Annotated in this window: 14 protein-coding genes; 6 read left to right on the top strand and 8 right to left on the bottom strand. The window is 42.8% G+C overall.

Annotated features, from left to right (window positions below; all coding sequences use genetic code 11):
* Positions 1-33: 33 nt before the first annotated feature.
* Positions 34-672: a CPBP family glutamic-type intramembrane protease gene (locus tag CWB80_RS16005; protein ID WP_138602352.1), complete on the bottom strand. Its 639-nt coding sequence runs from the start codon at positions 670-672 to the stop codon at positions 34-36.
* A 58-nt stretch (positions 673-730) separates the two neighbouring features.
* On the bottom strand, positions 731-1318 hold the full coding sequence (locus CWB80_RS16000; RefSeq protein ID WP_054561224.1) for an inner membrane-spanning protein YciB: 588 nt from the start codon (positions 1316-1318) through the stop codon (positions 731-733).
* 194 nt (positions 1319-1512) lie between these two features.
* Here CWB80_RS16000 and CWB80_RS15995 point away from each other — a divergent pair, with 194 nt between their 5' ends.
* Together CWB80_RS15995 and CWB80_RS15990 are read left to right on the top strand one after the other, a co-directional pair.
* Positions 1513-1782: an HU family DNA-binding protein gene (locus CWB80_RS15995; protein ID WP_138602350.1), complete on the top strand. Its 270-nt coding sequence runs from the start codon at positions 1513-1515 to the stop codon at positions 1780-1782.
* A gap of 137 nt (positions 1783-1919) precedes the next feature.
* A complete protein-coding gene (locus tag CWB80_RS15990; RefSeq protein ID WP_054552914.1) occupies positions 1920-2492 on the top strand; it encodes a type 1 glutamine amidotransferase domain-containing protein in 573 nt (190 codons plus the stop codon).
* 60 nt (positions 2493-2552) lie between these two features.
* On the opposite strand, the gene trpA is transcribed toward CWB80_RS15990, so the two are convergent.
* The 6 genes from trpA to CWB80_RS15960 are packed head-to-tail and all read right to left on the bottom strand — an operon-like array spanning position 2553 to position 9113.
* Positions 2553-3365, bottom strand: coding sequence for a tryptophan synthase subunit alpha (gene trpA, locus CWB80_RS15985; protein WP_138602348.1), 813 nt, complete (start codon positions 3363-3365; stop codon positions 2553-2555).
* Positions 3362-4546: a tryptophan synthase subunit beta gene (gene trpB / locus CWB80_RS15980; protein ID WP_138602346.1), complete on the bottom strand. Its 1185-nt coding sequence runs from the start codon at positions 4544-4546 to the stop codon at positions 3362-3364. The genes trpA and trpB overlap by 4 nt, the downstream gene beginning before the upstream one ends.
* Before the next feature lie 7 nt (positions 4547-4553).
* Entirely contained in the window at positions 4554-5918 is a 1365-nt protein-coding gene (gene trpCF / locus CWB80_RS15975; protein ID WP_138602344.1) for a bifunctional indole-3-glycerol-phosphate synthase TrpC/phosphoribosylanthranilate isomerase TrpF, read from the bottom strand.
* Positions 5911-6930 (bottom strand): anthranilate phosphoribosyltransferase, encoded by a 1020-nt coding sequence (gene trpD, locus CWB80_RS15970; protein WP_138602342.1) that lies wholly within the window; start codon positions 6928-6930, stop codon positions 5911-5913. Before trpD ends, trpCF begins: the two co-directional genes overlap by 8 nt.
* A 9-nt stretch (positions 6931-6939) precedes the next feature.
* Positions 6940-7545 carry an aminodeoxychorismate/anthranilate synthase component II gene (locus CWB80_RS15965; RefSeq protein WP_062565123.1) on the bottom strand — a complete coding sequence of 202 codons (606 nt, stop codon included), beginning with the start codon at positions 7543-7545 and terminating at the stop codon, positions 6940-6942.
* The gene (locus CWB80_RS15960) at positions 7545-9113 is read right to left on the bottom strand and encodes an anthranilate synthase component 1 (RefSeq protein ID WP_062565124.1); all 1569 of its coding nucleotides are present in this window, start codon (positions 9111-9113) and stop codon (positions 7545-7547) included. The genes CWB80_RS15965 and CWB80_RS15960 overlap by 1 nt, the downstream gene beginning before the upstream one ends.
* A 524-nt stretch (positions 9114-9637) precedes the next feature.
* Between CWB80_RS15960 and rnm the strand changes: the two genes are divergently transcribed.
* The 4 genes from rnm (at position 9638) to CWB80_RS15940 (ending at position 12878) form a co-directional block, all read left to right on the top strand.
* Positions 9638-10477 carry an RNase RNM gene (rnm, locus tag CWB80_RS15955; RefSeq protein ID WP_138602340.1) on the top strand — a complete coding sequence of 280 codons (840 nt, stop codon included), beginning with the start codon at positions 9638-9640 and terminating at the stop codon, positions 10475-10477.
* Positions 10478-10486: 9 nt separating this feature from the next.
* Positions 10487-11107, top strand: coding sequence for an L-threonylcarbamoyladenylate synthase (locus CWB80_RS15950; RefSeq protein ID WP_130166260.1), 621 nt, complete (start codon positions 10487-10489; stop codon positions 11105-11107).
* Between the two features lie 8 nt (positions 11108-11115).
* Positions 11116-11952 (top strand): segregation and condensation protein A, encoded by an 837-nt coding sequence (locus CWB80_RS15945; protein ID WP_054552922.1) that lies wholly within the window; start codon positions 11116-11118, stop codon positions 11950-11952.
* 74 nt (positions 11953-12026) lie between these two features.
* Positions 12027-12878, top strand: a complete 852-nt coding sequence (locus CWB80_RS15940; RefSeq protein WP_138602338.1) for a GNAT family N-acetyltransferase — start codon at positions 12027-12029, stop codon at positions 12876-12878.
* The last annotated feature ends 117 nt before the right edge of the window (positions 12879-12995 follow it).

Genomic DNA, 12995 nt, shown 5'->3' with positions numbered 1-12995 from the left:
CGCACTTTGCGCGGCTTTTTTATGCCTATTAAATTAAAAGGCCCCCGCATCGAGCACATCACCCAAGCCAAGGGTAAACATCCAAAGTCCCCATAAACTGTGTTCAATCACACACACGAAGGTTGAGCGGCTTTGCGCATAGGTGTAAGAAAACAGCAGCCCCCCTAAAAAAGCCAACAGTACAGCCAAAACATTCGCATAGACAATATGCGCCAATGCAAACACTGATGCGCTGACAATAATACGCACTGTTTTACTTGGCATAATGCGTTTGTAGCGATGGAAAAAATAGGTTCTAAAAATAAGCTCTTGCGGCATCACCGATAAAATGGGGTAGAGCAATAACAACATTAGCCAATCGTTAAACGAGTTTCGTGGCAGTGAAAACCAGTTTTCTTGATTCATAATCCCGTAAAACATTCCAGAGAATAGCGCCCCTAAAAAGAAGAAACTAAATAAGCGACGTTTTACCGCACTAAATTGCCCAAAGCTTGTTAAACGAAAGCGTTTAAAATGGGGGTCAGATAAAAGCAACATGCCGCACACGGCCATTAAAATAATAAGGGCAGGAATAAGCCAGTTAGCGAGGTAGGCACGAAGAAAGAAGCCTAATAGCGGCAGAGAAACAAATATGAGGGTAAATTCAAGCCAGCGGTATTGGTTAGCGTTCAATGTCGTCTCAGCGTGTTTTTTGCTTACGCTAACAAGCTAAGACGACAGATTTATGACATTAAGATTGCTTTGGATCTTTCTCTTCGTCATCTTCTGGTAAGTATTTGAACAGGGTGATGATCGTTGCTAACACGCAAACAAAGGTAATGCCCATTAAGCCAAACACTTTAAAGTTAACCCAAAAATCGAGCGAGAAGTTATAGGCAATGTAGATATTCAGCGCCGAGATACCAGCAGTCACTGCAACCCAAAACAGGTTAAGCTTATTCCAGAGCGCTTCAGGTACGTTGATTTCTTGTTTACTCTCAGAGGCATTTTCTAAAATCGAGCTTAGTGCTTTTTTCACTAAGTTTTTGCCAAGTACATAGCGGCTTACCAGCAAAGTAACACTGAAAATGGCATACACAATGGTGGCTTTCCATTTTACGAACTGCTCGTCGTGGAACACTAAGGTGAGGGTACCTAACACCACCGCTATGGCAAAAAACACCCAGTGACGGGTTGGCACTTTACCATCTTTAAAATAACAGTAAGCAACTTGAATTAAGGTGGTTAGCATCAGCAAGGCTGTTGCCCAATAAATATCAACTAACTTGAAAACCGCAAAAAACAGGATCAGCGGGATGTATTCAATAATCGCATGCATAAATTTATAAATGCTCTAATTTAAAAAGATACTGGGTTGTATCAAGTTATCGTGCAAGATACAAGGTTGACTTAGCAGCCCTGAAAGCTTAGCCTCCCGAGCCAATCTGGCCTAAACCTGCGTTTAGGTTGTTTTACCTTATCTTTTTCCGCTTAACCTCAGATGATTAAGCGGCGTATTTTGGAGCACTTTTTATGAATAAAGCCGAGTTAGTATCGCAAATGGCTGCCCACAGTGAATTAACAAAAAAAGACACTCAAGCTGCCTTAACCAGCATGTTAAATGCTATCGAAAAGTCTCTTTCTGAGGGCGATCAAGTGCAAATTAATGGCTTTGGTACGTTTGCTCTGAGTTATTACCCAGCACGCAAAGGACGCAACCCACAAACCGGTGAAGAAATTGAAATAGAAGGCGCTAACAAGCCAGTTTTTAAACCTGCTAAAGCACTCAAAGACGGTTTATAAGCAGGATTTGCAAAGCGGGTGTAGTATTTACAGAGCATAAATAGAACACCTGAAAATTTATTCAATATTTTCAATCTATTAAGTTTGGCATGTTGTATGCTGTTAATCATTTAGGTTTACCTAAATAAGGAGATAACATGTCAAATTTAAATAGCCAACTGAATGGTAAAAAGATTGCTATTCTTGCAACCAATGGTTTTGAGCAAAGCGAGCTATTGTCACCACGAAGCGCATTATTAGAAGCGGGTGCACTTGTCGAAGTTGTGTCACTTGAGCGTGGCGATATCACCGCATGGGATGAAAACCAATGGGGTGAGCGAGTCAGTGTTGACCGTGTAGTCAGCGAAGCAGACTCTGCAGAGTATGACGCGTTACTTCTGCCTGGTGGCTTATTCAACCCAGATACGTTACGTCAAGATAGCGAAGCAAAAGCCTTTGTTGATGGTTTTTTCAGTGCCGGTAAAAACAAGCCCATCGCCGCGATTTGCCACGGCCCATGGTTATTAGCCGAAATTAATAAACTACGCGACCGCAAAGTAACCTCATACCCAAGTATTAAAACTGATTTAATCAATGCAGGAGCTAATTGGGTTGATCAAGAGGTGTGTGTTGATGAGGGCATAGTTACAAGCCGAAGCCCAGCCGACTTAGAGGCTTTTAATCGAAAATTCATAGAAGAAATTAAAGAGGGCGAGCATCGCCATCATTAATCTTAAATTGTTAAGCACAAAAAAGGGCCTTTATGGCCCTTTTTTAAGCAATACAATAAGTTACTTTGTAGCTGCCTTCATACTGGCTACAAACTCTTTTAAACCAGTTAGCATTGCTGCTTGATCATTAAGGTTTGCCTCGATGATTTTAACAACCGCAGAGCCTGAAATCGCACCAGCAGCTCCTGAATCGAGTGCTGATTTAACATCTTCCGGCGTTGATACACCAAAACCAAGTAATGCCGGTGCAGCATGGTAATCTTTTAGTTTTTTAACTAATGAATCTGCTGGCATTTGTGCCTTGGTTTCTGTGCCTGTCACACCTGCGCGTGAAAGAAGGTATGTGTAACCGCGGCCATATGACGCACACTCTCGTAACGTGTCATCATCAGCATTCGGTGTAGCAATAAAAATTGGGTCAATACCATTTTTCATCGCTGTTTGGCGAAATAGCTTTGACTCATGTAGCGGCACGTCAGCCACTAAAATTGAATCGACACCGGCTTCTTTAGCATCTTGATAGAACTTCTCAATGCCACGTTTAAACACTAAGTTTGAATACAATAACAGGCCAATTGGAATATCGGCATTGTACTGGCGCACTTGTTTAATAATATCAAAGCAATCTTGGGTATTAATGTTTTCATCAAGAGCACGAATGTTGGCAGCTTGGATCACTGGGCCATCTGCAATCGGATCTGAAAATGGAATACCTAGCTCAAGGGCATCAGCGCCGCCATCAATTAAGCTTTTGATGATTTCTACGCTCAGTTCTTTATTAGGATCGCCAATCGTAACAAAGGGTACAAAAGCACCTTGGTTTGTTTCATTTAATGTGGCGAACAGTTGTCCGTAACGGTTAGTCTGGCTCATAGTGCGCCTCCTTCTGATAAAACACTGTGTACGTGAGCTAAATCTTTATCGCCTCGACCGCTTAGGTTAACCACTAAAATGGTGTCTTCGGTTTGTTGCTCGGCATATTTAAGGGCATATGCGAGGGCATGGCTTGATTCAAGCGCTGGAATAATCCCTTCGTTTTTAGCCAGTAGTTGGAATGCTTTAAGCGCTTCAGTATCGGTAATACCTACGTACTCTGCACGGCCAGTTTCATGTAAGTGCGCATGTTGTGGACCAACAGCTGGGTAATCAAGACCTGCTGATACAGAGTAAGACTCTTCAATTTGACCATCATCATCTTGCATAATGTATGTATAGGTACCGTGTAAGATACCTTTTGTGCCTTTACATAAGGTTGCACCATGCTGGTGGGTATCTAAGCCTTTACCAGCTGGTTCTACACCAATTAGTTTTACGCTTGGCTCATCAATAAAGTCTGTGAACATACCAATGGCGTTAGAGCCACCACCCACGCAAGCAAGCACAGCATCCGGTAAGCGACCTTCAGCTTTTAGCACTTGTTGTTTTGCTTCTTCACCAATCATTTTTTGGAACTCACGCACCATGGTTGGGAATGGGTGAGGGCCTGCTGCAGTGCCTAGTAGATAGTGAGCATCTTTGTAATTTGCTGACCAGTCACGCAGGGCTTCGTTTACGGCATCTTTTAAGGTGCCAGAGCCCGCTGTGACAGGAATAACCTCTGCGCCCATTAATTTCATACGAAATACATTTGGTTGTTGACGTTCAACGTCTTTTGCACCCATGTAAATACGGCACTTTAAGCCAAGTAAGGCACAGGCTAGGGCTGTTGCAACACCGTGTTGGCCGGCACCTGTTTCTGCAATCACTTCTTTTTTACCCATGCGTTTGGTAAGGAGTGCTTGACCAAGTACTTGATTGGTTTTGTGTGCACCACCGTGTAGTAAATCTTCACGCTTTAAATACAGTTTTACCTTAGGGTTTTTGACTAAGTTACGTGTCAGTGTTAATGGCGTAGGGCGGCCTGCGTATTCATTTAATAGTTTTTCAAACTCAGCCTGAAAAGCTGGATCGTTTTGCGATTTATTAAACTCTGCTTCTAGTTGCTTGAGTGCTGGCACAAGCAGCTGTGGTACAAACATACCACCGAATTCACCGAAATAAGCTGGATTTTGCATTCTAACCTCAATAATTTCTGATATGCGAAAACGCATTTTGTAATTTTGTTTGGCACTTTTTACCCGCTGACGCTTCAACGCCAGAATTTAGGTCAAGACCATTAGCACCGCGATAAAGCGCTGCGTGAATATTTTCTGGGTTTAAACCCCCGGCTAACATAAACGGCACGGTTGCCGTTTCTAGCACAGACCAATCAAATGCTTCGCCTGTGCCGCCTTTTTGGCTTTTGCTGTAAGTGTCGTATAAATGGCGGTCAACCCCTTCAAGCGGTTTGGGTAATTCGCCTTTAACGGCTTGGGCTTTCCAAATTTCACAGCCAAGCGGTAATTGCTTTCTGAGACTTTGAATATACTCGCTATTCTCGTCACCATGTAATTGCACTGCAGCTAATTTTAAGCTTTGTGCATAATCGACCACTTGTTCAAGAGGTGCATTGACAAACACACCCACATACGCGAGCGGGGCACTTTGCGTAACTTGCTTGGCACAGTCGATATCGACATAACGCGGTGACTTAGGATAAAAAATTAAGCCACCATACACAGCACCACTGGCGTAGGCTGCTATCGCATCTTGTGAACGGGTTAAACCGCACACTTTGTTCTCACCTAAAATGACTTTACGGCATGCGGCTTCTAAGTCGCGCTCAGCCATTAATGAGCTGCCAATTAAAAAGCCATCGCACAATGGTGCAAGGCGTTTTACATCTTTATGGGTATAAATGCCCGACTCTGAAATTACCACTTTGTCATTTGGGATAAGCTGACGTAAACGCTCTGTTGTTGCAAGATCAGTGCTTAAATCACGAAGGTCGCGGTTATTAATACCAATTAGGCTGGCATTAAGTGCAAGAGCACGGCTTACTTCTTGCTCATTACTGACTTCAGTGAGTACCGACATATTTAAAGAGTCAGCCACTTTATGAAGCGCTAAATATTGCTCGTCATCAAGAACTGAGAGCATTAATAAAATGGCATCACCACCAGATAAGCGTGCTAAATAAACTTGGTACTCATCAATAAAGAAGTCTTTACAAATAAGCGGCTGTTCCACTTGGCTGCGCACGTATTCAAGGTACTGATAGCTGCCTTGGAAATATTTTTCATCTGTTAGTACGCTCATACAGGTTGCGTACTTTTTATAAACCGATGTAATTTCGTCTAAATTAAATGGTTCGCGAATAAGTCCTTTTGACGGTGAGGCCTTTTTACATTCTAAAATAAACTGCGTACCGGTTGCTGCTAATGCGCCTTCAAAGTCTCGCTTGGTTGGCACAACCTCGCTAATGAATGACTCAAGCGGGCGCTGTGCTTTTCTTTGTTCTAATTCAATACGTTTGTCGGCAACAATTTTGTCTAACACGTTAGCCATGACTTACCTCAATAATTGCGTTCAATGTGTCCATCGCTTTGCCTGATGCTAATAATTCAATTACTTGATCTGCGGCTGCTTTTAAATCACTTGCTTTATCGGTTAAATAAAGAAGGGCGGCGACGTTGGCTATAATGGCAGCGTTATGCGCCATTTCACCTTGACCTTGTAAAATCGCTAAGCTTGCTTTTGCGTTATATTCTGGGCCTTGGCCTGCTAGTTGTTCAAGTGAATAGTTTGCAAGACCAAAATCGCTCGCTGTTAGCGTGTATTCGCTCAGTTCACCGTTATTAAGCTCAACCACTTTGGTTGTCCCGTGTAAGGCGATTTCGTCAGTGCCTGCACCGTGAACCACCATAGCGCGTTTTGTGCCAAGGGTTTTTAAGGTTTCGGCCATTGGTAAGCACAGTGAAGGGTCATAAACACCAAGCAATTGCACCTCAGGGGCAGCAGGGTTGGCCAGTGGACCTAAGATATTAAAAATTGTGCGGCTTTTAAGAGCCGTACGCACGCCCATCGCATGGCGTACACCACTGTGATAATGCGGTGCAAATAAAAATGTAAACCCAGTATTGTCTAAACAATGCGCTGCTTGCTCAGGGCTCATATCGATATTGATACCCAAGGCTTTAAGTAAATCAGCTGAGCCCGAGTTACTCGACACACTGCGATTACCATGTTTGACCATGTTGATGCCCGCAGCGGCAGCAACAATAGCAGCCGTTGTACTAATATTAATTGTGTTTGAGCCATCGCCACCTGTACCACAGCTATCAGCAAGTAAGGTTTTGCTGGTTTGAAATGGCACTGCATTGGCGCGCATTGATGCCGCCGCACCGGCGATTTCATCACTTGTTTCGCCTTTTAGTTTTAGGGCGATAAGTGCAGCCGTTAATTCAATATCATTAAGCTGGCCATTCATGATGGCATCAAATAATGCAGTTGCTTGCGAAAATGATAAATCTTGCTTTGCTAATAATTGGTTTAACTGGGTTTGAGTTGTTGCTTCCATGTTATTCCTCTACTGCACGCGTGCGGTTAAAAATTCAATGCTTTGTTGTAATAGCAATGCGCCATTTGGCGTTAAAATTGATTCAGGATGAAACTGATAGCCAAGGGCATTATCTTGTTGATGGTAAATTGCCATCGGAATATTTTCATAACAAGCAATTACTTCAACATCATCAGGGACTTTGGTTGCCATTAATGAATGATAACGAGCAACCGGCATTTTATCGCCCATACCCGCGAATACTGGGTGCTCAGTCAACGTAATAATTGATGACTTGCCGTGCACAGTTTCGCCTGCATGACCAATAACCCCACCGTAGCTTTGTGTCAGTGCTTGCTGCCCTAAACAGATACCCAGCATCGGGAAGCGGCCTTTACACAGTTCAATGAGCTCCATTAAACAACCAGCATCAGATGGTGCGCCAGGACCAGGTGAAAGCACTAATAATACAGGCACTGTCTCTTGGCACATTTTGTCGAAGATGCTTTGTGCACTGATGTTATTACGGTATACCACTAACTGGCACCCTAACATAGAAAGTTCATCGACTAAGTTATAACTAAATGAATCAAAGTTATCTAAAAAGTAGATTTTATAGGCTGATGTTGTCGTCATTATTGTGCCTCGTAAGTCGATTGAATCGCAGTGATCACAGCTTGTGCTTTAGCACGGGTTTCATTGGCTTCTGATTGTGGATCTGAATCAAACACCACACCTGCACCTGCTTGCACGTAGGCCGTGCCGTTTTTAACAAAGGCAGAGCGAATAACAATGCAGCTATCCATGGCGCCATCGCCCGTTAAATAACCCACTGCACCTCCATAGCTGCCGCGGCGTTTTTGTTCGGTTTGACGAACTAACTCGGCAGCGCGTACTTTAGGTGCACCCACTAAGGTGCCCATGTTCATACAAGCTTGGTAAGCATGTAGCGCATCGAGTTCAGGTTTTAAAGTACCCACCACGCGTGAAACTAAATGCATCACTTGTGAGTAGCGGTCTACTTTTAATAACTCTTTAGCGTGACGTGTGCCGGGTACGCTAATACGGGCTACATCATTTCTTGCTAAATCAACTAACATAAGGTGCTCGGCACGTTCTTTTTGGTCGTTACGAAGTTCAAGCTCAATGCGGCTGTCTAGGTCTGGATTAATTTGCCCGTTAGCAAACTTGCCACGCGGGCGAGTGCCGGCAATTGGGTATACCTCAACTTGTTTACTCTCTGCGCAATATTTGAGGGCTGACTCGGGTGATGCGCCGAATAACACGAACTCTTCATCGCGCATGTAAAACATATATGGGCTTGGGTTTTGTAGTTTTAATTGGCTATAAGCATGAAGTGAGTCAGGGCAGGCGAGAGAAAAAGTACGTGATGGCACAACTTGGAATATATCGCCATCAACGATGTTATTTTTTAACTTGATGACATGTTCGCAGTATTGCTCGTCGCTAACATCAACAGAAATTGGGTTTGAGCCTGTTTGCTTTTGCCCTTGGTAGCTTTGTGCATTGTCACATACGGCATTTAAACGCTCTAACTGTTGACCAACCTCAAAGCAGTTTGCATGGACTTCAGGGCCGTTGAACACATTGCCAATTAGCTCGGTTGTTTTTGCTTGATGGTCGATGACAACTAACGTTTCGGCTAGGTAGAAAACATAATCCGGGCAGCTGTTTTCGCCGTCAGGCACATCAGAAAGAGTTTCGAAATTAGCAACCATGTCGTAGGCAAATACACCGCCTAAGAACACAGAAAATGGGTTATCTGTGGTGCTTTTAATACTATTAATACAGCTACGTAGCGCACTAAAAGCATTATCTGCTACTAATTTACTGGCTTCATCAATATCGCTTGCTACCTCGTTGTAGGTTAACGTTAATGTATCTTCTACAAGCTCTGCAGAGCAGTTTTGCACATGAGTTTGTAAATAAGGCAGTAATTGTTTGCCGTTATTTGACTGTGCAGTGAGTGTGACCTGTTTGCCTTGGCAAACAATACGTAGCGCTGAGTCAACCAAAATTAGACTTTTTACACTGTCTTTAGAATCAATTTCAGCAGACTCTAACAGCAGTGAATTAGGCTTATCGAGTAAACTGTATAACGCAAGTGGGCTACTGATGTAATCGCGCACTTGAGTGATACTGGTTACTTCACCCGGTGTCGTTGTTATATGACTAAAAATCAAACCTCATTCTCCCTCATTCCCAAAAACTCTTTAAAAAACAAAACCCCGCGAAGCGATGCTTGGCGGGGTTCGTATAAAGATGCCTATAAATTAGATAGACCCTTACCGTCCCGCTAAGCCAGGCGCCACCACCAATGATGTGTAAGAGTTGCTATGTAATTCATTATAAAACCTTAAAATTTAGATATAAAAAAACCCGCTACTTGAGCGGGTTTTGAAATCGTTAGACACGACAATTCGTCACCCGCTAGTTACGAGTGCCACCACCAAATTGTGATTTGAATTGTTTTGTTCATTGTTATTACTTATTTAACGTGTCTGAAAGTGCATACAGTAAAGCGTACCTAAGCGGATACTGTCAAGTATTAATTTACATATTAGTACGAGTTCGGCATTTACCCATCGCAATTGCCCATTTATGAGGGTATATATGTCTAACCTAAAAAGATAATCACGCCCTGGCAGTAAATTTTTGTTATACTCACATCATTGATTCAAGAACTTACGTAAAGCAGTCTTTCCCTTTGATAAAATACGATTTACATAGCCACACCACATACTCAGATGGTCAGCTATCAGTCGAGCAATTGTTACACCGCGCGGTTGAGAAAAACATAGATGTGTTTGCAATTACCGATCACGACACGTTAAGTGCGATAAAACCAGCTCGCCAAGTCATTGCAGATGATAATTTACCGCTTAAATTAATTGCTGGCGTTGAAGTATCAACAAAATGGGAAAGTTTTGAAATTCATATAGTTGGCTTAAATGTTGATGACGAAAATGACGCACTGTTGTCATTATTACAAGCGCAACAAGGCAAGCGTGAAGAGCGCGCTTTAGAGATAGGTCGTCGCCTTGCTAAAAATGGTTTTGAAGGCATTTACGACCAAGCAAAAACATTTGCCGAAAACGCCCAAATCACACGGGCGCATTTTGCCCGTGCACTGATTGAACGTGGTGTAGCTAAAAACTTTCCTGGGGTATTTAAGAAATACTTAGGGCGAGGAAAAACAGGTTATGTACCAAGTAGTTGGTGCGATATGCAAACTGCAATTGCTGCCATTCATCAAGCCGGTGGGGTTGCCGTTCTAGCACACCCTGGGCGTTATCAAATGTCGAATAAGTGGCTACGGAAATTAATTATTGAATTTAAAGATGCCGGTGGCGATGCGATGGAAGTTGCACAACCACAGCAAGCACCCAGTGAGCGCCAGTTTTTAGGTGAACTTTGCCGTGAATATGGTTTACTTGCGTCGCAAGGGTCAGATTTTCATTTTCCGACAAGTTGGTTGGAGTTAGGTAAAAATTTATACTTACCAAAAGATTGCCAAGGGGTTTGGCATGCATGGGAAGGGCAATAGGAGCGTGTAATGAGTCAGTTTTTTCATATTCATCCAGATAATCCGCAACCACGCTTAATCAGCCAAGCGGTTGATATTATTAAGCAAGGCGGTGTTATTGTATACCCAACCGATTCGGGTTACGCACTTGGCTGTAGCATTGGTAATAAGCAAGCAAAAGAGCGTATCGAACGTATTCGTGGCATTGAAAAACACCATAACTTTACTTTGGTCTGCCGCGACTTATCTGAGCTATCTACCTATGCTCGCGTTGATAATCAGTTATTCAGATTGATTAAAAATAACACCCCTGGGCCTTATACGTTCATCTTTAAAGGCACTAAAGAAGTACCAAAGCGTTTATTAAACGAAAAGAAAAAAACCATTGGTATTCGTGTTATCGAACACCCAATCACCTGTGCTTTATTGGCTGAATTAGGTGAGCCGTTAATGTCGTGCTCTTTAATTTTACCGGGTGAGCAATATACCGAGGCAGATCCTGATGAAATTCGCGATCGCATTGAAAAGCAAGTTGATTTAATTATTCATGGTGGTTATCTTCCTGAACAGGCAACCACAGTAATTGACTTGTCGGATGATGATATCGAAATCTTACGTGTGGGTTGTGGTGATACTAAACCATTTGAGTAGAGACTTCATTGACTAGCCCAGAGCTTGACGCGCCAGATAATTTACAAGAGCCAGTACAGCAAAAGCTGCCACTGGCTTTTTTGCATGGTAAAGCGGTGGTTGATAAACCTGAAGATTTATATATTCCCCCCGATGCGCTAGAGATTATTTTAGAAACCTTTGAAGGTCCTCTCGATTTACTTCTGTACTTAATCAAAAAACATAAACTCGATGTGCTAGAGCTCTCAATTTTTAGTATTACTGAGCAATACGTGAGTTATGTTGAAATGATGAGCGAGTTTCAGCTTGAGCTGGCAGGTGAATACCTTGTGATGGCGGCGCTATTAGCACAAATTAAATCACGATTATTATTACCAAAACATGAAGAGCTTGAGGAGGAAGAAGACCCACGAGCTGAGCTTGTAAGACGTTTACAAGAATACGAACAATTTAAAAAAGCCGCCGAAAACCTTGATGAGATCCCTCGCGAAGGCCGCGATATTTTTGTTGCCGAAGCACTGGTGCCAGAATTCAGTGAGCGTGAGGTACTGTTACCTGACGTTGACATGAAAGACTTGTTAGTTGCGCTAAGCGACGTTATGGCCCGAGCTAAAACATTTGAACACCATCATATTACCGCAGAAGCCTTATCGACCCGTGAACGGATGAGCTTAATCTTAGATAAACTCTCAGAGGCTCAATCACAGCTGCCTTTTAGCACTCTTTTTACGGTAGAAGAGGGCAGAAGTGGTGTTGTAGTAAGCTTTATCGCCATGTTAGAGCTGGTGAAAGAAAACCTGATCAGCTGCTTTCAGGTAGATGCCAATAGCCAGATTTATGTTGGTTTGGTGGAAGAAAGCGAATAGCTAGAAGTTAATGGTTTTAAGCAGTAAGTTTTAAGTTAGCTGTCAGAGTAGACTGAAAAATATAAGGAAAGCAGATGCAAAGTAAACATTTTACAATCAAAACCATGACCAAGAAGGAAGTCGAACTCATGATTGATTGGGCTGCAGCAGAAGGCTGGAATCCGGGCCTTAATGATGCAGAGTGTTATTTTACTGCAGATCCTGAAGGATTTCTTGTCGGTTTTCTTGACGATGAACCTATTGCTACAATTTCTGCCATTAATTACCACGATGCATTTGGCTTTATTGGCTTTTACATTGTTAAACCTGGTTACCGAGGCAAAGGTTACGGAATGCAAATCTGGAATGCCGCGTTAAAGCGCCTTGAAGGGTTGAATATTGGCCTTGATGGTGTGGTGGAGCAGCAAGAGAACTATAAAAAGTCTGGTTTTAATCTGGCCTATCGCAATATCCGCTTTGCAGGAGTAGGCGGTGGTAATTTACCGCAAAATGCTGACATTGTTGATCTTAATACTGCGCCATTCGAAATTATTGACGCATACGAACAGGCTTTTTTCCCAGTAAATAGAGCAAACTTTACTAAAGCGTGGTTAAGCCAACCCCAATGCGATGCGTTTGGCGTAATGCAAAATGGGGAATTGGCAGGATACGGCGTTATTCGCAAATGTCAGAATGGCTTTAAAATTGGCCCTCTATTTGCCGACTCACCAGAATTGGCTGAATCTTTGTTCCTCGCTTTAAAATCTAAAGTGGGTGCCTCTGACGCTATTTTCCTTGATACACCAGAAATCAACCAAGCTGCTGTCGCTTTGGCACAGAAATACAACATGCAGGTGTCATTTGAAACCGCCAGAATGTACACCGGTGAATGTCCGAACTTGCCATTAAACCGTATTTTTGGCGTCACTTCTTTTGAAATCGGCTGAGTTTATTGGGTTGAGTGATTAAACGGTTGTGCGTAAAACTCAAAATTTATCACGTTAAGAATTAGATGCTTTTATCAACGAGTATTCATAATATTGCTAGCACCTAGCACCTAGCAC

Source organism: Pseudoalteromonas sp. S1650, from assembly GCF_005887195.1.
Classification (GTDB): domain Bacteria; phylum Pseudomonadota; class Gammaproteobacteria; order Enterobacterales; family Alteromonadaceae; genus Pseudoalteromonas; species Pseudoalteromonas simplex.
The sequence above is the reverse complement of the archived record's forward strand: the minus strand, read 5'-3'. Positions and strand labels throughout refer to the sequence as shown.